The 25,754-nt window shown below is 71.3% G+C and carries 22 protein-coding genes and 2 tRNA genes; 6 read left to right on the top strand and 18 right to left on the bottom strand.

Features of this window, described 5'->3' with window-relative positions:
* Positions 1–9: 9 nt before the first annotated feature.
* From D9R02_RS03145 to D9R02_RS03120, 6 genes are all read right to left on the bottom strand, one after another.
* Positions 10–1,044, bottom strand: a complete 1,035-nt coding sequence (locus tag D9R02_RS03145) for a siderophore-interacting protein (RefSeq protein WP_121566312.1) — start codon at positions 1,042–1,044, stop codon at positions 10–12.
* Positions 1,041–2,087 (bottom strand): ABC transporter ATP-binding protein, encoded by a 1,047-nt coding sequence (locus D9R02_RS03140; protein WP_070638247.1) that lies wholly within the window; start codon positions 2,085–2,087, stop codon positions 1,041–1,043. Before D9R02_RS03140 ends, D9R02_RS03145 begins: the two co-directional genes overlap by 4 nt.
* A complete protein-coding gene (locus tag D9R02_RS03135; RefSeq protein ID WP_102613716.1) occupies positions 2,084–3,133 on the bottom strand; it encodes a FecCD family ABC transporter permease in 1,050 nt (349 codons plus the stop codon). Before D9R02_RS03135 ends, D9R02_RS03140 begins: the two co-directional genes overlap by 4 nt.
* Positions 3,130–4,230, bottom strand: a complete 1,101-nt coding sequence (locus D9R02_RS03130) for a FecCD family ABC transporter permease (RefSeq protein WP_070638254.1) — start codon at positions 4,228–4,230, stop codon at positions 3,130–3,132. Before D9R02_RS03130 ends, D9R02_RS03135 begins: the two co-directional genes overlap by 4 nt.
* Positions 4,231–4,235: 5 nt before the next feature.
* Positions 4,236–5,297: an ABC transporter substrate-binding protein gene (locus D9R02_RS03125; RefSeq protein ID WP_121566311.1), complete on the bottom strand. Its 1,062-nt coding sequence runs from the start codon at positions 5,295–5,297 to the stop codon at positions 4,236–4,238.
* Positions 5,298–5,417: 120 nt separating this feature from the next.
* Complete coding sequence (locus tag D9R02_RS03120) at positions 5,418–6,218, bottom strand: SDR family oxidoreductase (protein WP_039100555.1); 801 nt, start codon at positions 6,216–6,218, stop codon at positions 5,418–5,420.
* A gap of 196 nt (positions 6,219–6,414) precedes the next feature.
* Here D9R02_RS03120 and valS point away from each other — a divergent pair, with 196 nt between their 5' ends.
* Positions 6,415–9,066 carry a valine--tRNA ligase gene (gene valS / locus D9R02_RS03115; RefSeq protein WP_121566310.1) on the top strand — a complete coding sequence of 884 codons (2,652 nt, stop codon included), beginning with the start codon at positions 6,415–6,417 and terminating at the stop codon, positions 9,064–9,066.
* Between the two features lie 78 nt (positions 9,067–9,144).
* Here valS and D9R02_RS03110 read toward each other — a convergent pair whose 3' ends face one another.
* From D9R02_RS03110 to D9R02_RS03085, 6 genes are all read right to left on the bottom strand, one after another.
* Entirely contained in the window at positions 9,145–9,747 is a 603-nt protein-coding gene (locus tag D9R02_RS03110; RefSeq protein WP_019309021.1) for a mycothiol-dependent nitroreductase Rv2466c family protein, read from the bottom strand.
* A 31-nt stretch (positions 9,748–9,778) separates the two neighbouring features.
* Entirely contained in the window at positions 9,779–11,074 is a 1,296-nt protein-coding gene (clpX, locus tag D9R02_RS03105) for an ATP-dependent Clp protease ATP-binding subunit ClpX (protein WP_019309020.1), read from the bottom strand.
* Positions 11,075–11,250: 176 nt separating this feature from the next.
* A complete protein-coding gene (locus D9R02_RS03100) occupies positions 11,251–11,913 on the bottom strand; it encodes an ATP-dependent Clp protease proteolytic subunit (protein ID WP_019309019.1) in 663 nt (220 codons plus the stop codon).
* 50 nt (positions 11,914–11,963) lie between these two features.
* Positions 11,964–12,566: an ATP-dependent Clp protease proteolytic subunit gene (locus D9R02_RS03095; RefSeq protein ID WP_183085942.1), complete on the bottom strand. Its 603-nt coding sequence runs from the start codon at positions 12,564–12,566 to the stop codon at positions 11,964–11,966.
* 286 nt (positions 12,567–12,852) lie between these two features.
* Positions 12,853–14,181, bottom strand: a complete 1,329-nt coding sequence (gene tig / locus D9R02_RS03090; RefSeq protein WP_019309017.1) for a trigger factor — start codon at positions 14,179–14,181, stop codon at positions 12,853–12,855.
* Between the two features lie 102 nt (positions 14,182–14,283).
* A tRNA-Pro gene (locus D9R02_RS03085) sits at positions 14,284–14,356 on the bottom strand.
* 186 nt (positions 14,357–14,542) lie between these two features.
* Between D9R02_RS03085 and D9R02_RS03080 the strand changes: the two genes are divergently transcribed.
* Positions 14,543–14,616: transfer RNA gene (locus tag D9R02_RS03080), tRNA-Gly, on the top strand.
* A gap of 134 nt (positions 14,617–14,750) precedes the next feature.
* On the opposite strand, the gene D9R02_RS03075 is transcribed toward D9R02_RS03080, so the two are convergent.
* Both D9R02_RS03075 and D9R02_RS03070 read right to left on the bottom strand, forming a co-directional pair.
* Positions 14,751–15,671, bottom strand: coding sequence for an Fpg/Nei family DNA glycosylase (locus tag D9R02_RS03075; protein ID WP_102613709.1), 921 nt, complete (start codon positions 15,669–15,671; stop codon positions 14,751–14,753).
* Between the two features lie 14 nt (positions 15,672–15,685).
* Positions 15,686–16,198: a ribose-5-phosphate isomerase gene (locus D9R02_RS03070; RefSeq protein WP_019309015.1), complete on the bottom strand. Its 513-nt coding sequence runs from the start codon at positions 16,196–16,198 to the stop codon at positions 15,686–15,688.
* Positions 16,199–16,420: 222 nt separating this feature from the next.
* On the opposite strand from D9R02_RS03070, the gene pepN reads away from it, so the two are divergent.
* Positions 16,421–19,009: an aminopeptidase N gene (gene pepN / locus D9R02_RS03065; protein WP_121566308.1), complete on the top strand. Its 2,589-nt coding sequence runs from the start codon at positions 16,421–16,423 to the stop codon at positions 19,007–19,009.
* Between the two features lie 182 nt (positions 19,010–19,191).
* Positions 19,192–19,572: a globin gene (locus D9R02_RS03060; protein WP_047978143.1), complete on the top strand. Its 381-nt coding sequence runs from the start codon at positions 19,192–19,194 to the stop codon at positions 19,570–19,572.
* Positions 19,573–19,695: 123 nt separating this feature from the next.
* On the opposite strand, the gene D9R02_RS03055 is transcribed toward D9R02_RS03060, so the two are convergent.
* On the bottom strand, positions 19,696–20,406 hold the full coding sequence (locus tag D9R02_RS03055) for a DUF8185 domain-containing protein (RefSeq protein ID WP_121566307.1): 711 nt from the start codon (positions 20,404–20,406) through the stop codon (positions 19,696–19,698).
* Positions 20,403–20,870 (bottom strand): acyl-CoA thioesterase, encoded by a 468-nt coding sequence (locus tag D9R02_RS03050; RefSeq protein WP_019309011.1) that lies wholly within the window; start codon positions 20,868–20,870, stop codon positions 20,403–20,405. Before D9R02_RS03050 ends, D9R02_RS03055 begins: the two co-directional genes overlap by 4 nt.
* Before the next feature lie 43 nt (positions 20,871–20,913).
* Here D9R02_RS03050 and D9R02_RS03045 point away from each other — a divergent pair, with 43 nt between their 5' ends.
* Positions 20,914–21,804: an acyl-CoA thioesterase gene (locus D9R02_RS03045; RefSeq protein WP_047978117.1), complete on the top strand. Its 891-nt coding sequence runs from the start codon at positions 20,914–20,916 to the stop codon at positions 21,802–21,804.
* A 193-nt stretch (positions 21,805–21,997) separates the two neighbouring features.
* Here D9R02_RS03045 and D9R02_RS03040 read toward each other — a convergent pair whose 3' ends face one another.
* Entirely contained in the window at positions 21,998–23,260 is a 1,263-nt protein-coding gene (locus D9R02_RS03040) for an MFS transporter (protein ID WP_121566306.1), read from the bottom strand.
* On the bottom strand, positions 23,257–24,027 hold the full coding sequence (locus D9R02_RS03035) for a siderophore-interacting protein (protein ID WP_121566305.1): 771 nt from the start codon (positions 24,025–24,027) through the stop codon (positions 23,257–23,259). Before D9R02_RS03035 ends, D9R02_RS03040 begins: the two co-directional genes overlap by 4 nt.
* A gap of 259 nt (positions 24,028–24,286) precedes the next feature.
* On the opposite strand from D9R02_RS03035, the gene D9R02_RS03030 reads away from it, so the two are divergent.
* A partial coding sequence (locus D9R02_RS03030; protein ID WP_121566304.1) for a pyridoxal phosphate-dependent decarboxylase family protein occupies positions 24,287–25,754 on the top strand: 1,468 nt, incomplete at its 3' end.

Genomic DNA, 25,754 nt, shown 5'->3' with positions numbered 1-25,754 from the left:
GGACGGGCCTCACTCGGTCGCGGCACCCTGCTTCCAGTAGCCCATGAACGAGATGTCCGCCTTGGGCACCCCGCCGCTGACGCACATCCGGCGCATGGACTTCACGGCCGAGGACTCCGCCGCGAGGAACCAGTACGTGCCGCGGCCCTCGGGGCGCGCCGTGGCCCACACGAACTCGGACTCGTCCTGCCAGGACGCCAGCTCCGTGTGGCCCACCGCCCAGTACCGGCGGGCGTGCTCCGCGAGCCGCTCCCACAGCCACAGCTCCAGGGCCAGGTTGCGCTCGCGGGCGCCGCGCGGCAGCCAGGCCCAGACCAGCTCGGTGCCGCCGTCCAGGACCACGCGGTGGGCGCCGGGCTCGTCGCACGACGCCGCCCGGGCCAGTGCCCGCGGACCCGCACCCGGGACAGCGTCGGCCTCCTCGGGGACCTCCACGGCCACGGTGATGGAGCGCGGGGGCTCGTACGCCCCGCCCGCCGGGCGGTTGACCCGAACCCGCTGCTCCACGCCGTCCACGATCGCGGAGATCGCGGGCAGGGCTGTCTCGTCCCCCGCGATCACCACGTCCTGACCGGCCGCGCGGCCGTCGTCCCATGCCGCCCACCACGCGGAGTCGCCGGAGGGTACGAGCAGCCGGGCGGAGTCCCCGGCGCGGACCGAGTCCCCCCACGCGGCACCCGGACCCATGCCGTGCTCGGGGTCCCCGTGCAGGACCACGTCGATCGCGAGCTCCGGCACCCGCTGCCCCGCGAGCTCCACCGTGGTGGCGTCCCGCACGGTGTAGGTGCGCATCCACCCGGCCTCCTCGCGCGGAGCGGCCATGAACTCGCGGCGCCAGCGGGCCATGTCGGCGACATCCACGTCCACCGCTCCACCGGCGGGCGGGATGAGCAGCTTGACGTAGGAGTCCGCCCGGGGCCCGGGGCCCTGCTCACCCCACGGCATGGTCCTCAGCTGCTCCCCCGCCACGTGCACCCGCACGAGGTGCTCGCTGAGCTCCTCGCGCCGGGTCACCGTGGCGTCCACGCACGCCAGCTGGGTCATGCGGGCACCTCCCCGTTCTCCTCGTTCTCGTCCCGGGCGTCCGGGTACGGCCGGGCCGTACCGGTCCGTGGCCCGGACGTGGGTCCGGCCGCCGTCCGAGCCGCCGATCCGACCGTGGCATCCGCCGGGGTCTCGGCCCCCGCAATTCCCGGGGCACGCGACCGGCCCGCCGACAGCGGGATCACCACGCGGGCGTCGGTCACGGGATCGTGCAGCACGCGGGCGTCCATGTCGAACACGCGACCGACCACCTCGTCGGTCATGACCTCCTCCGCCCCGCCGCGGGCCACCACCTGGCCGGCCTTCATGGCCACGAGCACGTCCGCGTAGCGCGCGGCCAGGGACAGCTCGTGCAGCACCATCACCAAGGTGATCCCCCGGGCACGCTGCAGCTCGCACAGGATGTCCAGGATCTCCACCTGGCGGGCGATGTCCAGGTAGGTGGTGGGCTCGTCCAGCAGCAGCACCTCGGTCTGCTGGGCCAGGGCCAGGGCGATCCACACGCGCTGTCGCTGGCCTCCGGAGAGGTCGGTCACGTGGCGGTCCATGAGATCGCGCAGACCGGTGAGCTCGAGCGCCTCGGCCACGGCGGCGTCGTCCTCCGCGCGCCAGCGCCCGAAGGCACCGCGGTGCGGGTGGCGACCGCGCGAGACCAGCTCCCGCACGCTCACCCCCTCCGGCGCCACGGGGTCCTGCGGCAGGAAGCCCACCGTCTGCGCAAAACGGGTGCGGTGCCAGCCGCGGACGTCCTCCCCGCCCACGAGCACCTCTCCGGCGGTGGGGGTCAGCTGGCGCGCGCACGTGCGGAGCAGCGTGGACTTGCCGCAGCCGTTGGCGCCCACGAGCGCCGTGACGCGCCCCGCTGGGAACGTGACGTCCACGTCCGTGAGCACGGGTGCGCCGCGGTAGCCGGCACGCAGTCCGCGCACGGCCACCTCGGACGACGCCGCCCGGACGGTCCGCGCGGCGCTCGCCGCTTCTGCGGGCCGGGCCTCGTGCCGCGGGCTCGCCGCGGTGTCCCTGAGCTCGTCCTCGGGGCTCATGCCTCCGCCTTTCCTCGTCCGATGAGCAGCCACAGCAGCGCGGGGGCGCCGGCAGCCGCGGTGACCACGCCCACGGGCAGCGCCAGGTTGGGCAGCGCCTCGGCGGCCACGTAGTCCGAGACGACCATGAGCACCGCACCCACGAGGGCCGCGTGGTGCGCGTGCCCGGCGCCGCCACCGATGCCGCGGGCGATGGGCGCGGCCATGAAGGACACGAACGCCACGGGCCCCACGGTGGCGGCGGCCACCGCCACCAGGGTCACCGCGAGCGCCAGGGCCGTGAGCCGCACGCCCTGCACCCGCACGCCCAACCCAGCGGCGAGCGCATCCCCGGTGCCGAGGGCGTCCACGGCGGGCGTGAGCACCGCGCACAGGGGCAGCAGCACGAGCAGGCAGAGCCCCACCTGCGCGATGTCCTGCCACGAGGCGGCATTGAGCGAACCGGTGAGCCACTGCATCGCGTCCTGCGCGGCGTAGATGTCTGCACGGGTGAGCACGCCGTTGATGGCCGCCCCGGTGAGGGCACCCCCGGCCACACCGGTGAGCACGAGCTTGCCGATGCTGGCATGCGTGCCCCCGGCGGCGAGGATGACCGCCAGCATCAGACCGAAGCCACCCGCCAGCGCGCTGACCGTCACCGCGGCCCCGGAGAGTCCCGCGGTGATCGCCACCACCGCACCGAGTCCCGCGCCGGAGGAGACGCCCATGATGTCCGGGGAGGCCAGCGGGTTGCGCAGCACGCGCTGGAACAGGTGGCCCGCGAGTCCGAAGGCGGTGCCCGTGAGGATTCCCAGGACCGTGCGGGGCAGGGTGATCTGCCACACGATGTAGTCCGCCGGGCCGTCGTAGTCGTGGGCCAGCACCGCGAGCAGGTCCGGAACCGCCACCACGTACTTGCCGAGCGCGATGCGGGCGAAGGACGCCACGGCCAGCACGAGCAGCAGCAGGAGGGTGACCCTCCGGGTGCGGCGACGCGTGCGGGTCCGTCCCGCGCGGACGGCGTCGACCGTCTCCGCGCGGGACGGGAGCTGCAGCGCTGCGCTCATGCCGCCACCGTCCTACCGCGCAGCACGGCCACGAGGGCAGGGGCGCCGATCACGACCAGGGCGATCCCCACCTGGATCTCCCGGTCTGGGACCAGCACGCGCGCCACGACGTCCGCGAGCAGTACGATGGCCGGTCCCGCGAGCAGGCACGCCGGGATCACCCGCCGGTAGGAGACACCCACCACCGCGCGCACGGCGTGGGGCACGAGCAGCCCGGAGAACACGAGCGGGCCCACCAGCGCGGTGGACGTGCCCGCCAGCAGCACCACGGCCACACCGACCAGTCCGCGGGTCAGGGCCGGGTGGGTTCCGAGCCCCCGGCCCAGGGCGTCCCCGAGCGTGAGGGTGTCCAGGGAGCGGGCCAGGCACCAGCCGAGCACCAGACCCGCGACGACCACCGGGGTGGCCACCACCAGGAAGGTGCCGTCCGGGCGGGTGAGCTCCCCCACCTGCCAGCGCCGGAAGGTGTCGAACGTGGCCTGGTGGCTCAGCAGGATCGCGCTCGTGAGCGCGGTGAGCCCCGCGGACACGGCCGCACCCGTGAGGGCCAGCGTCACGGGACGCGCCCCGCCGCGGGCGGCAGTGGCCAGCCCGTACACCGCGACCATGGCCACGGCCGAGCCCAGCGCGGCCAGCCACAGCTGGTTCGCCACACCCGACAGTCCGAACAGCGCGCCGCCTGTCACCACCGCGAACGCGGCACCGGCCGTGAGCCCCAGAATTCCCGGATCGCCGAGCGGGTTGCGGGTGGCTCCCTGCAGCAGGGCACCCGCCACGGACAGGGCCGCTCCGGTGAGCACCCCGGCGGCGGTGCGCCACACGCGGGACTCCACCACGGCGCCGTCGAGCGGGGGCACACCCGGCACAGCGCCGGGATCACCGCCGAAGACCTGCGGCACCACACGCCACGTGCTCGCGAGGTCGATCGGGCGGGAGCCGCACGAGATCGAGAGGACCACCGCCACGAGGAGGACGACCGCCATGACGAGCCAGGGCAGGACCCTGCGCCCCGGGCGCCCCGCAGAGGAGATGCGCGGGGCGTGGGCACCGGCGGTGTCCGCGGCGCCGGAGCGTGTGAGGGGGGTGCTGGCGGGCACGGAGGCTAGGCCCCCAGGGCGTTCTTGATCGCCGGGACGTGGGTGTCCAAGGCGCGCGGCAGGGACAGCGGCGAGGACGAGTAGCCCGAGAGCACGTCCTGCTTGGTCGTCAGGAACAGCCCGTGGCCGGCGGCAATCGCCGGGATGGTCTTGAGCACGGAGTCGGTGCGGAACTTTTCCGCCTGCGCCTCGTCCTCGGCGGCGGCCACGAAGAGGTCGCTCGTGAGCTCGTCCGCGCGCTCCTTGGGCCACTCGCGCCAGAACTCCCTCTCGGAGACGTTCTTGGTGACCACGGGCGCCAGGGTCAGGCCGAGCTCGGTGAAGAAGCGGGGGCGGCCGTCCGAGGGGCCGTAGAAGCCGAGGGCCTGGGAGACGTCCCCGTAGATGAAGCTCTTGCCCTTGGCGTCCCCGAGCTCCTCGGAGCGGGTGCGGATGAGCTCCTCGGTCTGGGAGATCAGCTCGTCACCGGCCTGGGAGCGCCCCAGGGCCTTGGCGGTGAGCCGTTGCATGTCCTGCCACGAGTTCACCCACGGGCCCGTGGGGTAGGCCACCGTGGGGGCGATCTTGGTCAGGCGCCCGTACTCTTCCGCGGTGAGCCCGGAGTTCACGGCGATGATCAGGTCCGGGCTGAGCTGGGCGATCTCGGTGAAGTTCACGCCGTCGGACTCGTCGATGGTCTTGGGCGCCGTCCCGCCCAGCTCGGAGACCTTGGCGTCGAACCAGTCGGTGGAGCCCTTGTCGTTGCCGCCCCACGCCACCTTGGTCATGCCCACGGGAACCACGCCGAGTGCGGCCACGAAGTCCTGGGTGTTGCTCGCACCCACGCACACCACGCGCTCGGGGGCCTTCTCCACGGTGGTGGACCCCAGGGCGTGCTTCACGGTCACGGGGAACGTGTCGGTGGGCGTGGAGGACGTCGAGGCACCCGGTGCGGCGTCCGAGCCGCCGCCGTCCCGGGATCCGGTGGAGCACGCCGCAAGCCCCATCAGGGAGGCCACGGCCAGGCCGGATCCGAGCAGGGAGCGGCGGCTGAGCTGACGACGGGTCTGGGAGGGGTCGCTGGACATGGCTCTCCTCGAGCGGTGAATTTGATAAGGCTTGCCTAACCTAATTCACCCGCTTGAAAACCCGCAAGTGGGCTGACCACACCGGTGCGCACGTTCCCCGCATCGGCGCGGAACCACCGGTCAGGAGGTGGTGCGGATCACCTTGTGCGGTGCCGCCTGGGCCACGGGCTTGAGGGTCAGCGTGTCGATGTTCACGTGGTGCGGCAGCTCCACCGCGAACGCACAGACCTCCGCGACGTCCTCCCCGGTAAGCGGCTCGGCCACGCCCGCGTAGACCTTCTCCGCGGCGGTCCGGTCCCCGCCCAGTCGGTTGAGGGAGAACTCGGGGGTGTGCACGAGCCCGGGCGCGATCTCGACCACCCTCACGTTGTGCTCGGCCTCCTCGAGCCGCAGCGCCTCGGTCATCGCGCGCTCGGCGTACTTGGCGGCGTTGTACCCGGCACCGCCCTCGTACGCACGGATCGCGGCCAGGGAGGTGAGGTTCAGCACCGTGCCCCGTCCGTTGGCGCGCAGCGCGGGCAGGAACGCGCGGGTCACCCGCAGGGTGCCCAGCACGTTGACCTCGTACATCCACTGCCAGCCCTCGGGGTCCGCGTCCGCCACGGAGTCCGTGCCGCGCGCCCCGCCGGAGATGTTGAGCACCGCGTCCACGGTCCCCTGCTCGGTGAGCACGCGGTCCCGCAGCGCGTCCACCTGACCCTGGTCGGTCACGTCCGTGGGCGCGGAGATCGCCCCGGTCTGCTCCGCGAGTTCGGCGAGCCGCTCCTCGCGCCGGGCCACGGCGTACACCGTCCACCCGCTCGCGCGCAGCCGCCGCACCGTGGCCTCGCCGATCCCCGTGCTCGCACCCGAGACCACCGCCACCTTGCCCGTCCCCGCGGTGCCGGGGGTGCCGTATGCCGATTCCGTGTTCTGCGTCATGCCCCGCAGTCTACGGAGCACGACGCCGCACGGCCGGGTCTCGGTGCCCGCGTGCGTTCCCGGGCCGGGTGCCGGGCAACGTCTCGCTGGTGCGTGGACCCGGCGGTGGGGACGGGCCCTGACGCGCACCGGTGACCGGGCGGCGTCGTCCCCCGGGGATTCGAAGTGGGGAAAAACCCCGTGAGAGACTGGGCGCATGGCACACGAGATGACGGGTACAGACACGCCCGAGACCCCCGACCACGCAGCGACCACCGCCACGGTGAGCGTTCCGGATAAGCCGGCCCTGGAGGGCCTGGAGGAGAAGTACGCCGCGCAGTGGCGCGAGAACGGGACCTACGCGTTCCGCGAGGACACGGACCGGGAGTCCGTGTACTCCATCGACACTCCCCCGCCCACGGCGTCCGGCTCCCTGCACGTGGGGCACATGTTCTCCTACACGCAGACGGACGTGATCGCCCGCTTCCAGCGCATGAGCGGCAAGAACGTGTTCTACCCGCTGGGCTGGGACGACAACGGCCTGCCCACCGAGCGCCGCGTACAGAACTACTACGGCGTGCGCTGCGAGCCCGGCCGCCCGTACGTGGAGGGCTACCGCCCGCCCGAGAAGCCCGCCAAGAACCAGCGGGACTGGGACGTGGTCTCCCGCCAGAACTTCATCGAGCTGTGCGAGGAGCTCGCCGTGGAGGACGAGAAGGTCTTCGAGCACCTGTTCTCCACGCTGGGCCTGTCCGTGGACTGGAACCGCACCTACCGCACGATCGACGCGCACTCCCGCAAGGTCTCACAGCTCGCGTTCCTCAAGGACTACGAGGCCGGCAACGCCTACATGGCCGAGGCACCCACCATGTGGGACGTCACGTTCCGCACCGCGGTGGCCCAGGCCGAGTTGGAGGACCGGGAGCGCGAGGGCGCCTACCACCGGGTCTCGTTCCACCGCCCGGACGGCGAGAAGGTCTTCATCGAGACCACCCGCCCCGAGCTGCTGCCCGCGTGCGTGGCCCTGGTGGCCCACCCGGACGACGAGCGCTACCAGCACCTTTTCGGCACCACCGTGCGCTCCCCACTGTTCGACGTGGAGGTGGAGGTGCGTGCCCACGCCCTGGCCAAGCCGGACAAGGGCTCGGGCATCGCCATGATCTGCACGTTCGGCGACCTCACGGACGTGACGTGGTGGCGTGAGCTGGACCTGCCCACGCGGGCCCTGATCGGACGCGACGGCCGTTTCCAGGCCGAGCAGCCCGAGTGGATCGCGGACGGCACCCCCGCCGAGCGCTACGCGGAGGTGGCCGGCAAGACCGTGTTCTCCGCGCAGAAGGCCGTGGTGGACATGCTGCGCGAGTCCGGGGACCTGGACGGCGAGCCGAAGAAGATCATGCACCCCGTGAACTTCTACGAGAAGGGCGACAAGCCCCTCGAGGTGGTCACCTCCCGCCAGTGGTACATCCGCAACGGTGGCCGGGACGCCGAGCGCCGCGACGTGCTGATCCAGCGCGGCCGCGAGATGGCCTGGCACCCCTCGTTCATGCGCTCCCGCTACGAGAACTGGATCGAGGGCCTCAACGGGGACTGGCTGATCTCCCGCCAGCGCTTCTTCGGCGTGCCCTTCCCGGTCTGGTACCCGCTGGACGCCTCCGGGGAGCCGGACTACGAGCACCCCGTGCTGCCCTCCCCCGAGCAGCTGCCGGTGGACCCCGCCGCGGACACCGCCCCGGGCTACACCGAGGAGCAGCGGGACCAGCCCGGCGGGTTCATGGCGGACCCGGACGTTCTGGACACGTGGGCCACCTCCTCCCTGACCCCGCAGATCGCCACGGGATGGGGCGTGGACGAGGAGCTGCACGCCAAGACGTTCCCCATGGACCTGCGCCCGCAGGGCCACGACATCATCCGCACGTGGCTGTTCTCCACCGTGGTGCGCGCCGAGACGCTGGCTGGTTCCGTGCCGTGGACCAACACGGCGCTGTCCGGGTGGATCCTGGACCCGGACCGCAAGAAGATGTCCAAGTCCAAGGGCAACGTGGTGGTCCCCACGGACGTGCTCGAGAAGTACGGCGCGGACGCCGTGCGCTACTGGGCGGCCTCGGCACGCCTGGGAGCGGACACCGCGTACGACGAGGGGCAGATGAAGATCGGGCGCCGCCTGGCCATCAAGCTGCTCAACGCCTCCAAGTTCGTGCTGGCCCAGGGCGTCACCGAGGCCTCCGTGCTGGGCTCCGGCACGGACGCCTCCGTGGTGACCAACGGCCTGGACCGCTCTCTGCTGGCCCAGCTGGCCACGGTGGTGGAGCGCGCCACCGCCGCGTTCCGCGAGTACGAGTACGCCCGGGCGCTGCAGCTGATCGAGTCCTTCTTCTGGACGTTCACGGACGACTACGTGGAGCTCGTGAAGGACCGCGCCTACGGTTCCCGCGGGCAGGAGGCTCAGTCGTCCGTGCACGCGGCCCTGGCCACCACCCTGGATACCGTGCTGCGGCTCTTCGCGCCGTTCATCCCGTTCGCCACCGAGGAGGTCTGGTCCTGGTGGCGCACCGGATCGGTGCACCGTGCGTCCTGGCCCGTGACCGACGGCTACGCCGGTCTTGCGGCCGAGGGCGACCCCGAGGTGCTCACCGTGGTGGGCGAGGCCCTGTCCGGGCTGCGCAAGTCCAAGTCCGAGGCCAAGGTCAAGCAGCGCACCGCGGTGCTCTCCGCCACGGTCTCCGCACCCGCGACTCAGCTGGAGCAGCTGCGTGCCGGGCTCGACGACCTCAAGGCCGCCGGCAACGCCGCGGACCTCACGCTCTCCCCCGCCGAGGGTGAGCTCAGCGTGAGCGGCGTGGAGCTGGAGCAGACCGAGGAGGCCTGACCCGGTTCCCCGGAGAAACACAACGGCGGGCCCCGGACATCGTCCGGGGCCCGCCGTCTACGGAACGGGTCGGAGGCCTCAGCTGAAGTCGGGGCCCTTCTCGCGGCCGCGCTTGAGCTCGTAGAACCCCGGGTAGGAGGCCAGCGCCAGCGCACCGTCCCAGACCTTCCCGGCCTCTTCGCCCTTGGGCGCGGGGGTGAACACGGGGCCGAAAAAGCCGACGCCGTTGACGGCGATCACGGGCGTGCCGATGTCCTTGCCCGCGACGGCCCGGGCCTCGTCCGTGGAGGCGCGCAGGTCGGCGTCGTAGTCCGTGGAGTCCTTGGCGGACGCGAGCTCCGCGGGCAGCCCGACCTCCGCGAGGGACTCGGTGATGATCTGCTCCAGGCTGTCCATCCCGCGGGGGTGGCGGCGCGTGCCCATGGCGTCGTAGAGCTTCTTGCGGTACTCGTCCCCGTGCTGCTGCGCGGCCGCCTCGACCACGCGCACGAGCCACATGGACTCGTCGTGGCCGTGGTGGTGGTTGTCCGGGTTGTCCTCGTTGAGGATGCCCAGGGAGATGATCTTCCAGTCCACCTCCACGTCACGGACGCGCACGACCTCCTCCATCCAGCGGGAGGTCATCCATGCCCACGGGCACAGGGGGTCGAACCAGAAGTCGACGTGCTGCTTCTCAGCCATGAGAGTTCCTTTCGTTGGTTCGTGCGGCGTGTCACGCTGACTTGTGACGACGCCGCTCGGCCTCGATCATCTCGTGCGTGAAGATCTCGGGGTCCGCGATCTTGGCCACGGCGTCCTCGGTCACGAGCACGGCGGCGATGTCGTCCCGGCCCGGGAGGTCGAACATGACGGGCATGAGGATGTCCTCGAGGATGGCCCGTAGTCCGCGGGCACCGGTGCCGCGCTCGAGCGCGAGCTTCGCGATGGCCTCCAGCGCCTGGGGGTCGAAGGTGAGCTCCACGCCGTCCAGCTGGAAGAGCTTGCGGTACTGCTTGACCAGCGCGTTGCGCGGTTCGGTGAGGATCCGCACCATGTCCGCCACCGAGAGCTTGGACAGCGTGGTCACCACGGGCAGGCGGCCGATGAACTCGGGGATCAGGCCGAACTTCAACAGGTCCTCGGGCTGGACCTGCCCGGCGATGTCCACCTCGGTGGTGTCCTTGATGGGCGCGCCGAAACCGATGCCCTTCTTGCCGGTGCGCTGCTGCACGATCTCCTCGAGACCGGCGAACGCACCGGCCACGATGAACAGCACGTTGGTGGTGTCCAGGTGCAGGAACTCCTGCTGGGGGTGCTTGCGCCCGCCCTGCGGGGGCACCGACGCCACGGTGCCCTCGAGAATTTTCAGGAGCGCCTGCTGGACCCCTTCGCCCGATACGTCACGCGTGATCGAGGGGTTCTCCGATTTACGAGAAATCTTGTCGATCTCGTCAATGTAAATAATCCCCTGCTCCGCTTTCTTGAGATCGAAATCAGCGGCCTGGATGAGCTTGAGGAGAATATTCTCGACATCTTCACCGACATACCCGGCTTCCGTCAGGGACGTGGCGTCCGCGACCGCGAACGGCACGTCCAGCTTCTTGGCCAGCGACTGCGCGAGGTAGGTCTTGCCCGAGCCCGTGGGGCCCACGAGGAGGATGTTGGACTTGGCCACCTCGATGGCCTCTTCGTCCCCCTCCGCTCCAGCAATCGCGAGCGTGTGCCCGGAGACCCCGGCGCGGATGCGCTTGTAGTGGTTGTACACCGCCACGGCCAGCGCCCGCTTGGCGGGTTCCTGGCCGATCACGTACTCCTGGAGGTGGTCGTAGATCTGCTGGGGGCGCGGGAGCTCCGTCTGGTCCGTCTCCGGGACCTCGGTGAGCTCCTCCTCGATGATCTCGTTGCACAGCTCGATGCACTCGTCGCAGATGTAGACGCGCGGGCCCGCAATGAGCTTGCGCACCTGCTTCTGGCTCTTGCCACAGAAGGAGCATTTGAGCAGGTCAACGCTCTCTCCGATGCGCGCCATGTGTCAGCCTCACAGTTCGTCGTGGCGGGTGCTGGGACCACTCTAGGCGAGGGGCGGGCGGTGCACCCAATCACCACCGCGGTGTCATGGGCACCCCGCCGGCGCTCGAACGGGACGCGGCCACGGCGGGCACCGGGTGCCCACCGTGGCCGCGTTCCACGCCGTGACAGACCGCGTCAGGCCTGGGTCACCGTGGAGGGCTTGTTGATCTTGCGGGAGTCCAGGACCTGGTCGATGATCCCGTACTCCTGCGCCTCCTTGGCGGTGAGGATCTTGTCGCGCTCGATGTCGCGGTTGATCTCCTCAACGTTCTTGCTGGTGTGCAGCGCCATGGTCTCCTCGAGCCACGTGCGCATGCGCATGATCTCGTTGGCCTGGATCTCGATGTCCGAGGCCTGGCCGCCGCCCTGGCCCTCCATGGCGGGCTGGTGGATCAGCACGCGGGCGTTCGGCAGCGCGAGGCGCTTGCCCGGGGTGCCGCCGGCCAGCAGCACGGACGCCGCCGACGCCGCCTGGCCCAGGCACACGGTCTGGATCTCCGGGCGGATGTACTGCATGGTGTCGTAGATGGCCGTCATGGCCGTGAACGAGCCGCCCGGGGAATTGATGTACATGGTGATGTCCCGGTCCGGGTCCTGGGACTCCAGCACGAGCAGCTGCGCCATGATGTCGTCCGCCGAGGTGTCGTCCACCTGGACGCCCAGGAAGATGATGCGGTCCTCGAACAGCTTGGTGTAGGGGTTCTGGCGGCGGTAGCCGTAGGGCGTGCGTTCCTCGAAGTCGGGGATCACGTAGCGGCTGGTGGGCAGCTGCGGTGCAGTGGCGTGAGGGAGGTTCATGAATCCGTCCTGAGAAGTCTGTGGGTGTGTCGTGGCGGGGCGGGGCGGGACTACTGCGCGTCCTTCATGGTCCCGCCGCCGCCGGTCACGTTGCTCGCGGACTGCGCGATGTGGTCGAAGAAGCCGTACTCCAGGGCACGCTTGGCGTCGAACCAGTTGTCACGGTCGTTGTCGCGCAGGATGGTCTCGAGCGTCTGCCCGGTCTGCTCGGCGGTGAGCTCGGCGAGGCGCTGCTTCATGGAGAGGATCAGCTCCGCCTGCACGCGGATGTCCGAGGCCGTGCCGCCCATGCCTCCCGAGGGCTGGTGCATGAGGATGCGGGCATTGGGGGTCGCGTAGCGCTTGCCCTTGGTCCCGGAGGAGAGCAGGAACTGCCCCATGGACGCCGCCAGACCGGTGGCCACGGTGACCACGTCGTTGGGGATCAGCTGCATGGTGTCGTAGATGGCCATGCCCGCGGTCACGGAGCCGCCCGGGGAGTTGATGTACAGGAAGATGTCCGCCTCGGGGTCCTCGGCGGAGAGAAGCAGCATCTGCGAGCAGATGAGGTTGGCGTTGGTGTCCTTCACCTCGGAGCCCAGCCAGATGATGCGCTCCTTGAGCAGACGGTTGTAGACGTAGTCGTCCTGGCCGCCCGGCGCCATGCCCTCCATGCGGGGAGAGGCCGGTGCGGCACCGTACGGCTGGTGGGGAGTGGAGGTCATGAATGCCCTCTTTCTTCTGGAAGGGTCGCCGCGGCTCGCCGGACGAGCGCGGGGCCCACGTACAGTTCCTGAGTCAGAAGCGTAGTGCTCACCGTGTCCACCCACCCCCCGGTCCCGGGGCTGTTCGCTGGTGGCGCATGGTGGCACGCCCACGGCGAAACGCCGCGGCCACCCCCCGTGATGGGGGCGGCCGCGGCGTCGTCTCACGCGTGCTCCGCCGGGGCGGAGTGGAGGATCACTCGCTGTCGGAGGCCTCGGCGTCCTCGTCCGCGGTGCCCACGAAGGAGGACAGGTCCACGGTGTTGCCCTTGGTGTCGGTGACCTTGGCGGTCTCCAGAACCTTGGCCAGCGCCTTGCGGCGGCGGACCTCGCCCACCATCATCCCGGCCTGGCCGGAACCGTCGAGCATCTGCGCGAACTGGTTCGGGTCCATGCCGTACTGCTGGGACATGGAGATGATGTAGTCGATCAGCTCGGACTGCTCCACGCCGACCTCTTCGGCCTCGGCCACGGCGTCCAGAATGATCTCGTTGCGGAACGCGGTCTCCGCGTTCTTGCGGACCTCGGCGCGGTGCTCCTCGGTGTCGTGGCCCGGCTCCGCGGAGGCCTGGGCCTGCTCGGAGTCGAAGTGCTGGGAGATCTGGTCCTCGATGACCTTCTCGGGCACGGGGACCTCGATGAGCTCCACGAGCTTGTCCAGGACCTTGTCGCGGGCCTCGATGCCCTGCTCCACCACGGCGGACTCGGCGGCCTGCTTCTTCAGGTCCTCCTTGAGCTCGGCAATGGTGTCGAACTCGGAGGCCAGCTGGGCGAACTCGTCGTCGGCCTCGGGCAGCTCGCGCTCCTTGACGGCGGTGACCTTGACCTTCACGGTGGCCTCGGCGCCGGAGTGCTCGCCACCGGCCAGGGTGGTCTCGAAGGTGGCGTCCTCGCCCGCCGAGAGACCAGTCACGGCCTCGTCGATGCCCTCGAGCATGGTGCCGGAGCCCACCTCGTAGGAGAGGTCGTTGGCGGCGTCGACCTCGTCGCCGTCCACCAGGGCCTGCAGGTCCAGGGTCACGTGGTCACCCTCGACCGCGGGGCGGTCCACGGACTTGAGGGTGCCGAAGCGGGCGCGCAGCTCGTCCAGGGCCTTCTGCTCGTCCTCGGCGGTGGCCTCGCGAGCCTCCACCTCCACCTCGAGGCCCTTGTAGTCGGGCAGCTCGATCTCGGGGCGGATGGCCACGGAGATCTCCACCTTGGTGTCGGCCTCGCGGTCGTTCTCCTCGGGCTTGGAGAGCACCTCCACCTGCGGCTGGGAGAGCGGGGTCAGCTCGTTCTCCGTGAGGGCCTGCTGGTAGAAGTTGTTGAGGCCCTCGTTCAGGGCGTTCTCCACCACGAAGTCGAAGCCCACGCGCTGGTCGATGAGCTTGGAGGGCGTCTTGCCCTTGCGGAAGCCGGGGATCTGGATCTGGTTGGCCAGCTCCTTGTAGGTCTCCTGCACAAAGGGCTTCAGATCCGCGTACGCGATGTCAATCGTGATCTTCGCCTCGGTGGGGTTGAGTTTCTCGACGGCGCTCTTCACTTCCGCTGTACTCCTGGGGTCGTTGGGTGCTTACGGCAACGGACCGGGGTCGGTCCGGTGGGTCGACGGGCGCTGCAGCACGGGTGCTGCGGTGCCCAGACGTCGGGGTGACAGGACTCGAACCTGCGATCTCCTGCTCCCAAAGCAGGCGCGCTAGCCACTGCGCTACACCCCGTGGTCGCGAGCTCGCCAGGCGGGCCGCGGGATCCCGCGCGAGCGCGGGACGAGGGCGCCGGACCACTCGGAGCGGGCCGACAACGTTCCACTCTATCGTGTCGCGGGGCCACGCCCGGAAATCGGGGCCCGGGACCGCGGGCAAGTGGAAGGCGGGGAGGGCCTCGTGTACTCTTTTCACGTCACCGGGGGCGTAGCTCAATGGTAGAGCCCCAGTCTTCCAAACTGGCTACGCGGGTTCGATTCCCGTCGCCCCCTCCAGACCCACCGAGAACCCCGCAGCGCCCGGCGTTGCGGGGTTCTCCGCATCTTGACGACGCCGCACGGTCACCGCAGCGGGCCGGCTGAGCTCCCCGAGTTTCCGGGCGTCCCCGAGTTCCCGGGCCTCCCCGACCTCAGGCCTGACAGCTCGGGCACCAGTACAGGCCTCGACCGTTGAGGTCCTTCTTCAGCACGGTGGCCCCGCACCGAAGGCACGGCTTCCCGTGGCGGTGGTAGACGTAGTTGGCGTGCTCGGGCCAGGCCTCGGCCTCGGACAGCCCGGGGCGGTCCACGGGATCCGTGGTGATGATCCTGCCCACCCGCACACCCACGGCCATGAGGGCCACGTTCTCCTCCCACAGCCCCAGCAGGTCCTCCCGCGTGAGCGAGGTGCCCGGGGTCATGGGGTCCACTCCGCGGCGGAAGAGGGACTCGGCCCGGAAGATGTTGCCGATCCCCGCCACCACGTGCTGCTCCATCAGCAGCACCCCAATGGGCCGTCGAGACCTCCCCGCGGCGGCGACGAACGGCTCGGGGTCGGCCTGCGGATCCAGCGGGTCCGGACCGAGCTTCGCCTCGGCGGCCGCGGCCTCCTCGGGGGTCTCGGCCACGCACAGCGCGGGGCCGCGCAGGTCAGCCCAGCCGTGCTCCCCCGCGAGCCGGACCCGCACCGCACCCACGGGGGCCTCGGGGACCACCCGCCCGGCGTCGTCGTGGGCCACGGGGGCCGCCGCGGAGCCGGACTCGCGCTCCCCCAGCCGGCGCGGCGCGCCGATCGACGACGCCGCCGCGAACGTCTCGTCCCCCGCGAAGCTCCACGCGCCGTAGATGCCCAGGTGCGAGCGCAGCACGATGACGTCCGCGGGGTCATCCGGCGCGGCGAAGTCCAGGTAGAGGTGCTTGCCGTGGGCCCTGGAGCGCGTCAGCACGCGGCCGTCCAGCAGCGCGGCACCGGCGGAGAAGCGCCCCTGGGGACTGCTCACCCGCAGCTGCTGCCCCTCGAAGAGGTCGGACAGCTGGCGCGCGAGGCGGTGGACGGAGTGGCCCTCGGGCACGGGTGCGGGCCCGCTCAGTTCGCGGTGAAGGGGCGCGCGGTGACCGCGGACAGCTTGCCCGCGATGTCCCCGGTGCGCTCGTACTCGCCCAGCTGGGCGATGCGGCGGACGTGGCGCTCGTCGCCCGAGAACGGCTCCGCGAGGAAGGTGAGGGCGAGCCCGAGCGCCTCCTCGAACTCGTGCTGACGTCCACCCAGCGCCATCACCTGGGCGTCGTTGTGCTCCCGGGCGAGCTTGGCGGTGTCCTGGTTCCACACGAGCGCGGCGCGGATGCCCTCCACCGTGTTGGCCGCCATCTGCTCACCGTTGCCGGAACCACCCAGCACGATCCCCAGGGAGTCCAGGCCGTTCTCCCGGTCCTCCTTGACGCCCAGGGCGGCGCTGATGCAGAACGCGGGGTAGTCGTCCGCGGCGTCGTACTCCACCGGCCCGTGGTCGATCATCTCGTACCCGTGCTCGGTGAGCTTCTCCATGAGGTGGTGCGAGAGCTCGAGGCCGGCGTGGTCGGTGGCGATGTGCACGCGCATGGGTGTCAGCAACTCCTGGCTTGGCGTGGGCGGTGCGCCGGGCGGCGCCCGCGGGGTCGGTGTGTGACCCCCACTGTATCGCCGCCTTCCCACACCCTCGGGCCGGGCGGCCGGTGTCCGCCACGCGCTGCCCGCCTGATGCGTGGGGATGTGTGGCGGCTGTCATAATGACTGAATGCGCCGCGTGCGCATGGACTTGTCGTCGAGGAGAGGAACGCCGTCGTGCCCGGAACCAACCTGACCCGAGCGGAGGCCGCCGAGCGCGCCAAGGTCGTCTTGGTGCAGTCGTACCGAGTGGAGCTGGACCTCACCGAGGACCCCCGGACCTTCCGCGCGCGCACCACGGTGGCGTTCACCGCCGAGCCGGGGACGAGCACGTTCATCGACGCGATCACCGCCTCGGTGGAGTCCGTCACCCTCAACGGTGCGTCCCTCGACCCCGCCGAGGTCAGCGACGGCGAGCGCATCCAGCTCCCGGGGCTCGCGGCGCAGAACGAGCTGGTGGTCGAGTCCACCATGCACTACATGAACACGGGCGAGGGCCTGCACCGCTTCGTGGATCCGGCCGACGGCCAGGTGTACCTCTACTCGCAGTTCGAGGTCGCGGACACGCGCCGGATGTTCCCGGTGTTCGAGCAGCCGGACCTCAAGGCCACGTTCCAGTTCTGCGTGACGGCCCCCGCTGAGTGGGCCGTGGTGTCCAACCAGCCCAGCCCCGAGCCCGTGGCGGTCTCCGAGGGCGTGGCCCGCTGGGACTTCTCCCCCACGCCCGTGATGTCCTGCTACGTGACCGCGCTGATCGCCGGCCCGTACCTCAGCACCCACGACAGCCTGGTCTCCTCCGACGGCCGCACCGTCGAGCTGGGGCTGTACGCACGGCGCTCCCTGTTCGAGCACATGGACGCCGAGGAGATGTTCGAGGTCACCAAGCAGGGCTTCGAGTTCTTCGAGTCCCAGTTCGACACCCCCTACCCGTTCGAGAAGTACGACCAGCTCTTCGTGCCCCAGTTCAACGCGGGCGCCATGGAGAACGCGGGTGCGGTCACGTTTGTGGAGTCCTACATCTTCCGCTCCAAGCCTGCCCAGGCTCTCGTGGAGCGCCGCGCCATCACTGTGCTCCACGAGCTCGCGCACATGTGGTTCGGGGACCTGGTGACCATGCGCTGGTGGAACGACCTGTGGCTCAACGAGTCCTTCGCGGAGTACATGTCCACCCTGGCGTGCGCGCAGAACACGCAGTACACCAACGCCTGGACCACGTTCGTGGCCGGGGAGAAGTCCTGGGGCTACGCGCAGGACCAGCTGCCCACCACGCACCCCATCAAGGCCGAGATCCCGGACCTCGAGGCCGTGCTCGTGAACTTCGACGGCATCACCTACGCCAAGGGCGCCTCCGTGCTCAAGCAGCTGGTCGCGTGGGTGGGCCAGAAGGAGTTCATGGCCGGGCTCAAGCGGTACTTCGACAAGCACGCGTGGTCCAACACCGAGCTCTCCGACCTCATGGTGGAGCTCGAGGCCGCGAGCGGGCGGGACCTGACCGACTGGTCCGAGCGCTGGCTCGAGACCGCCGGGGTGAACACCCTGGTCCCCCGCGTGGAGACCGACGACGACGGTGTGATCACCTCCTTCGCGATCGAGCAGATCGGCCAGGAGGGCCACCCCACCCTCCGCCCCCACCGCGTGGCCGTGGGCTTCTACGACCACCACGAGGACACCGGACGGCTCACCCGCACGTTCCGCGTGGAGCTGGACGTGGACGGCGAGCTCACCGAGGTCCCCCAGCTCGTGGGCCGGGAGCGCCCGGACCTGGTGCTGCTCAACGACGACGACCTCGCCTACGCCAAGATCCGCCTGGACGAGTGCTCCCTGGCCACCGCCATGACCCACCTCGGGGACTTCGAGGAGTCCCTGCCCCGCTCGCTCGTGTGGGCCGCGGCCTGGGACTCCGTGCACGACGGCGTGAGCCCCGCGAGCGACTACGTGGACCTGGTGCTGTCCAACGTGGGCCACGAGACCGACTCCACGGCCGTGCAGGTGCAGCTGCGCCAGCTGGACACCGCCCTGGACCGCTACCTGGCCCCGGAGCACGCGGACGAGGTGCGCGCACGGGCCGCGGACACCCTGTGGGACCTCACGGCGGCGGCCGAGGCGGGCTCCGACCACCAGTGGCAGTTCTTCCGCGCCTTCCTGCGCCGCGCGTGCACCGAGGAACAGGTGGACCGCGTGGCAGGCTTCTCCCGCGGCGAGGGCGTGCCCGAGGGCGTCGAGCTGGACACCGACACCCGCTGGTCCGTGCTCACCGCGCTCGTGGCCGCGGGCCGTGCGGGCACCGAGGAGATCGAGGCGGCCCTGGGCGAGGACAACACCGAGACGGGTGCGATCGCCGCGGCCACCGCCCGCGCCGCGGTGCCCACCCCCGAGGCCAAGGCCGAGACCTGGCGTCTGGTCGTGGAGCAGGGTGCCCTGCCCAACTCCCAGCAGCAGGCCGCAATCGCCGGCTTCTTCCGGGTGCACGACGACGCCCTGCTCGCCCCGTACGCCTCCCGCTACTTCGCGGAGGTCACCGGCGTGTGGCGTGAGCGCACCCACGAGCTGGCCCAGCAGATCGCCGTGGGGCTCTTCCCCCGCAGCGCCACGCAGGAGACCGTGGACGCCGCCCAGCAGTTCCTGGACGAGCTGGACCCCGCCCACAGCGGTCTGCGCCGGATCGTGCTGGAGCGTCAGGACGCCGCGCGTCGGGGTGTCCGCGCCCAGCAGGTCGACGCCGCCCGGGCCGAGCACCCCGCCGACGGTCCGGACTCCGAGCGGTGAGCCCCGACTCCGATCCCGCACGGGAACCCCACCACACCGGCCCCGGACCGCTGTCCCCGGACGCGGCCGCCCCGAGCGGACGGCGCACGTTCACGCTCGGAGCGGTCGGTTCCCGGTCCGCCGGGCCGTCCGTGACCCAGCCACCGCAGCAGGTGGGGGACGCTCGGGAGGCGGCCGAGGCGGTGTCGTCGGACTCCTTCTACGCGCAGGTGGGCGGGCACGAGACGTTCGAGAAGCTCACCCGCGAGTTCTACGCGCGCGTGGCCGAGGACCCGGACTTCAAGGCCCTGTACCCGGAGCAGGACCTCGGCCCGGCCGAGGAGCGGCTGCGGATGTTCCTGGAGCAGTACTGGGGCGGGCCCACCACGTACTCGGAGCAGCGGGGCCACCCCCGGCTGCGGATGCGCCACGCCCCGTTCCCCGTGGACACGTGGGCGCGCGAGACCTGGCTGCGGCACATGCGCGCGGCCATGGACACCCTGGAGCTGTCCCCGCTGCACGACGGCATCATGTGGGACTACTTCGACCGCGCGGCCCACGCGATGGTCAACCGCCCGGGCTGAGATCCGGGCGCGTCCTCGGACGGGCAGGCCGTGCGGCCGCCCGGCAGAGCGCAGCGGGCCGCACTCGGGAAGTGCTCCCGGGTGCGGCCCGCTGCTGTGGGATCCTCCGCTGCCGTGAACGGCTCAGCGGGGCAGCTTGACGAGCACGTGTCCCGCGCCCGTGCTCAGCCGGGCCCACTGCCCCGTCTGCTCCACGGCCACCCGCACCACGGGCTCCGAGGACGGGAGGAAGCCCAGCACGTCCAGGGCGAAGGCGGCGCCGTCGGGAATTTCCGGGCCGTCCAGCGGGCCCCAGTCCGAGGACGCGCCCCACACACGGGAGCGCACCTTCTGCACCACGGCCGCGCCGGAGTCCGCCGGGACGGTGTCCGCCACGGTCTGGATCCCCCGCCGGGCCACCTCGTGCACGCGGTGGGCCGCCACGGAGCCCACGGCGCTCCAGCCGGTGCGCGGTGCCACGATCCCGGCCCACGCGGCCGAGACCTGCTGCGGCGGGGCGCTGAGCCACACCGTCTCCTCGCCAGCGGACGGGGGCTCACCCGCGACCCGCGCCAACCGGTCCGTGACGGCGGACGCCGCCACGGTGAGGTCCAGCTCGGAGGACTCGGCCAGACGCATGGTCCGCAGCCCCAGCACCACGGGGGCGGTGTCCAGCAGGCCCGCGGGGTGGATCACCGAGACCCACACCGCGAGCACACGGTCCAGGCCCTGCAGCCGGACGGCGGCCTGCGGGTCCACGGAGCGGGCGCGGCCCAGATAGGTGGCCAGGTCCGCGGCGTCCTGCCGGTCGAGCAGCGCGAAGCCCTCCGCCCCGGGATCTCGGGGGGCGCTCATTGCCCGTGGGAGTACTTGACGTCGTCCTCGAGCGAGGCCAGCAGCGCGCGGTGGTCCTCCGAGAGCTTCACGCTCTTGCCCGACTCGGGGTCCATGACCACGATCACGGACTCCCCCTCCGCGTACACGTGGGAGCCGTCCTCCTCCTGCAGCCGGTAGGAGATGGTGAAGGAGGAACCGCCGATGCGCGAGATCCACGTGCGCACGTACACCGGGTCCATGCGGAAGAACAGCTGCTCCTTGTAGTCCACGCTCTGGTGGGCCACCACCGTGCGCAGCTCCCCCACGGACTCCCGGAACGTGGTGTCCTCGGGGATCCCGTGGTCCGGGTCCTTCGCGATCGGCGAGGCGGTGAGCCGCACGCGCGCGTCCTCGAAGTAGCGCAGCATGGTCACGTTGTTGATGTGGCCGTACTGGTCCTGGTCGAAGAATCGCATCTGCACGGGAACGTCGAGGGAAGTCATGCGTCCATCACACCACATCCACCGCCCGGTTTAGAGTGGGCCCATGACTTTGGATCCGACGCAAGACCCCGTGGAAGCCCTCATCCGCATGCTCGATCTCGCCGACGGCGGCGGTGCGCGCACCACGGAGGACATCTTCGTGGGTCGCACCATCACCACCCCCCGCGCCCGCGTGTACGGGGGGCAGGTGCTCGCGCAGGCCTCGATGGCGGCCATGCGCACCGTGGACCCGGGCCGGGCGATCCACTCGCTGCACGCGTACTTCCTGCGCGGCGGGGATATCGAGCTGCCCATCACCTTCGGGGTGGAGCGTGTGCGGGACGGACGCTCCTTCTCCGCGCGCCGTGTCCACGCCTACCAGGAGGGCAAGACCATCCTGTCGATGATCGCGTCCTTCCAGGAGCCCGCCGAGGGTCTGGAGCACCAGGACCAGATGCCGGAGAACGTCCCGGACCCGGAGACCCTTCCGTCCCTGCGGGAGACCATGGGTGCCCTCGACATCCCCGAGGCGCGCGCCCAGGCGTTCGAGCGCCCCTTCGACATGCGCTACATCACCGAGCCGCTGTTCCTGCCGTGGCAGGGGTCGCAGGACTCCTACAACGCCGTGTGGGTCAAGGCCCTCGCGCCGCTGCCGGACGACCCGCAGATCCACCGTGCCGCCCTGGCGTACGTCTCCGACTACACGATGATGGAGCCCATCCTGCGCCGCCACGGCCGCTCCTGGGGCGAGCGCGGCATGAACGTGGCCTCCCTGGACCACGCCATGTGGTGGCACCGCTTTGCGCGCGCGGACGAGTGGATCCTCTACACCCAGACCTCCCCGAGCGCGTCCTCCGCGCGCGGGCTGTCCATCGGGAAGATGTTCACGCGGGACGGCACCATGATCGCCACCACCGTGCAGGAGGGCATGATGCGCCTGCCCGAGTTCCACTGAGCCGCACCGCGCACGGAACGACGACGCCGCAGGGGTGACCCTGCGGCGTCGTCGTTCGTCCGGTGCGGTAACCGTTACTCCGCGGTGCGGCCCGCGCGGGGTCGGCCGCCAGCGGTGCCGCGCGAGAACGCCCCTCCAGCGGTGCGGCCCGCGCACGGTGGGCCAGCAGCGGCGCGGACGGCTGCGGCGTCGGTCAGCGCCTCGCGGAGAGCAGCGGGTGCGTCCGGCACGCCACCACGCCGGCCACGGCAACGAGCAGGCCGAAGACCAGGGCCGTGCCGTAGCCCCCGGCGCCGGCGATGAACAGCCCCGCCGAGGCGCCGATCGTCCCGCCCAGCATGGAGATCGAGCTCAGCAGGGTGAAGTCCGCGCCCGCGTGACCGGGGCGCGCGATCCCCAGGTTGACCGCGTAGATGCCGGTGTTCATCACGGTGTAGCCCGCGAGCACGCAGCACGCGCCCACGATGCCCAGCAGCACCTGCATGCCGTGTGCGAGCTCTGCCCCGGACCAGACCACGGGCACGAAGCAGATTCCGCCGAGGAGCTGGATGGCCGCGCCGATCAGCAGGGTGGCGCCGCGGCCACGGGTTCGGCACAGCCGGCCACCCATCAGGGCGGCCGCGAGAGCGGGTGCCGCGGCGACCACCGAGGTCACGGTGCCGATGAAGCCCAGCGACCACCCGGCGTCCACGAGCGCGGGCGTGACGAGCGACCACACGGCCGCCGAGCCGAGGGCCACGGGCGGAACCGCCACGAGTGCCCACCGCTTGCCTCCGGGCACGGACAGCACGCCGAACATCCGGGACAGGGCCGCGGGACGCGCCTCCAGGGGCGCGTACTCCTGCTCCCGGTGGCGCAGCACGGGGACCATGGCCACCGCGGTGCAGGCCGCGAGCATCACGACCGCCGCGCGCCAGCCCCACGCGTCGTAGACGAGCAGCGCCAGGCCACCGCCCACCACGGTGCCGATGTAGCTGGCCCCCACCTGGACGCCCGCACCGAGATCGTGCTGCTCGGGCTCGAGCCCGCGCACGGACAGCGCGTCCGCGGCGATGTCCTGGGTGGCGGAGAACAGCACGAAGGCCGCGGCCAGCAGGATGATCACGCCGAGACCGTCCTGAGGGTCCGAGAACACCGCCATGGCCAGCAGGGACAGCACCATGAGCGGCTGCAGCACGAGCAGCCACGTGCGGTAGTGCCCCCGGGAGCGCGCCGGGGACCAGCGGTCCAGCAGGGGCGCCCACAGGAACTTCAGCGGCCACACGAGCGCGAGCAGCTGCAGCATGCCCAGGGTTCCGAGGTCCGTGCCGCCGTCCCGCAGGATGCCCACCAGCCCGGTGGAGAGGAACGAGGCCCCGATGAACTGCGTGGTGTACAGGGCCCACAGCAGCAGCCAGAAGGGCCGGTTCCCGGAACGCACCGCTGCCACGGGCTCGGGGGCTGTCAGGGTGCTCATGCGTTCCTCCAGTAGGCGGTGGCGTCGATGTGGGTGCGCGGAACCCCGTAGTGGGAGCGCAGGGTGGTGCTCAGCCGCCGGTTCTCCGAGGCCTCCACAGCGATCCAGAACCGGTCCTGCGCGGTGGGACGGTGGGCGTCCCAGTCCGCGAGCACGGCATCCGCCATGGTGGCTCCCTCCCCGTCGTGGCGCACCCGGCGCACCGTGTGGTGGGGTGCGGCGGCGAGCGGGAGGTCCTCGTCCTGCGCGTTGCGGTAGCCGAACCACACCTCCACGTCCTGGGACTCCAGTGCGGGGAGCATCGCGTTGACTGCCGGCAGGCTCGCCGGGTCCCCCACGATCACGGTCCGGCCGCTGAAGGCGGCGTCGAGGGACGGAGAGGGGGACTCCTCGGAGGCGCGGCGCGGCGCGCGCTTGGGCTGCCACGGCGGGGTGCTGCCCAGCAGGGAGGCCCGGATGGTGTCCCCGGGCGCGCACGTGCGGGCCCAGTCGGAGGCCGCACCCTCGTGCAGCGCGAACTCCATGTCGAAGAGGCCCTGATCCGGACGGGGATTGATCACGGTGAACGCCCGCTGGTGGTCCTTCCCCTCGGACATGAACCACAGTCGCAGCCACAGGGTGGGGAACGGGGTGTGCCGGGCCAGAAAGCCCTCGTCCCGCACGGTGATGCGCGTGTAGGTGTCGCTCACGTCCTCGCGGGCGACGACGTTCAGCACGGTCTCCGAGGCCCCGAGCGCGCGCACGGCCAGTCGTTCCCAGTGGGGCATGGGGTGTTTCTCCTTGCTCGGCGGGCGTGTCCGCGCGGCGGTCCTGGGGGCCTCCGCACCCGTGGGCTGCGTGGCTCCAGCCGCCCGGCGCGGATCAGGTCCAGGGTGCTCGCCCCGTTCCTGCCCACCGCGCCCGGCGCCGTGACCGCGAGTGCACATCGACATGTTCTTAGGTTAGCCTAACCTGTCGTGGAATAGGATACCGATTCGTATCCTATTACGCCTGACGAGTGCACCCCACGGAAAGAAGCCACGTTTCATGAGCTCACCCCTGCTGCACCAGGACACCGTCGCGGACCTCGTGAGGGACGTCACCACGGCCGCGGCCGCCGGCGCCGCGCGCATGGCCTCGGCCGAGCAGCCCCACGAGCCGGCGACCCACGCCCAGATCGCCGCGGACCTCGCGCACGTGGACCTCGACTCGCCCCTGCCGGACTTCGACGCCGCCGTGGACGAGCTGGACCGCACGTGGCTGCGCCACGCGGTGTGGTTCCACCACCCGCGCACCCTCGCCCACCTCAACTGCCCGGTGGCCGTGCCCGCCGTGGCCGCCGAGACGCTGGCCGCCGCGGTCAACGTGTCCCTGGACACGTGGGACCAGTCCAAGGCCGCCACCGTCATGGAGCGGCAGCTGCTCGCGTGGACCGCCGGGCGCATCGGCTTCCCCGAGGGCGCGGACGGCATGTTCACCCCGGGCGGCACCACCTCCAACCTGCAGGCCCTGATGCTGGCCCGCGACGAGTGCCTCGAACGCTCCGCGCTCGTTCCGGGAGCGGCCCCGCGACCGGTGCGGGCGGCGTCGTTGCGGATCCTGGCCAGCGCGGAGAGCCACTTCTCCGTGGTCACCGCGGCGCACGTGCTCGGCCTGGACGACGACTGCGTGGTCCCCGTGCCCGTGGACGACCGCGGGATGCTGTCCGTGCCCGCCCTGCGGCGCGTGGTCGCCGACCTCGAGGCGCAGTCGCTCACCCCGATGGCCGTGGTGGCCACCGCGGGGACCACGGACCGCGGGGTCATCGACCCCCTGCCGGAGCTCGCCGAGCTGTGCACGGCGCAGGGGATCTGGCTGCACGTGGACGCCGCCTACGGCGGAGGGCTGCTGGTCTCCCCCGCCCACCGGGACCTGCTCGCGGGGATCGAGGGCGCGGACTCCGTCACGGTGGACTTCCACAAGACTTGGTTCCAGCCGGTCAGCTGCTCCGCGGTGCTCGTGCGGGACGGGCGCACGCTGCGCCACTGCACGCACCACGCCGCGTACCTCAACCCCGCGGACACCCCCGAGCCCAACCAGGTGGACCGCTCCCTGCAGACCACTCGCCGCTTCGACGCGCTCAAGCTGTGGGTCACGCTGCGCACCCTGGGCCCGGACGCGATCGGTCGGCTGCTGGACACCGTGATCGACCTCGCCGCACGCACGGCGGACGGACTGCGAACGGACCCCCGCTTCGAGCTGGTGTGCGAGCCGTCCCTGAGCACGGTGCTCTTCCGGTGGCTGCCCCCGGCCCGGGAGGACGGGCCGGAGGACCCCGACCGCTGGGTCCGCGCGATCCGCCGCGCGGTGTGGGACATGGGCCGCGCCACCGTTGCCGAGACGGAGATCGAGGGCCGCCCGTGCCTGAAGCTCACCCTGCTGAACCCCGAGACCACCGACGAGGACGTCCGGGCTGTCCTGGACCTGGTCCACGAGACCGCCCTGTCCCTGCTGACCCGCGAGCACACCGGAAAGG

Origin of the sequence: Kocuria rhizophila (genome assembly GCF_003667225.1) — a bacterium.
In the GTDB taxonomy this organism is placed as follows: domain Bacteria; phylum Actinomycetota; class Actinomycetes; order Actinomycetales; family Micrococcaceae; genus Kocuria; species Kocuria rhizophila.
This window is presented reverse-complemented; position numbering and strand designations above follow the sequence as displayed.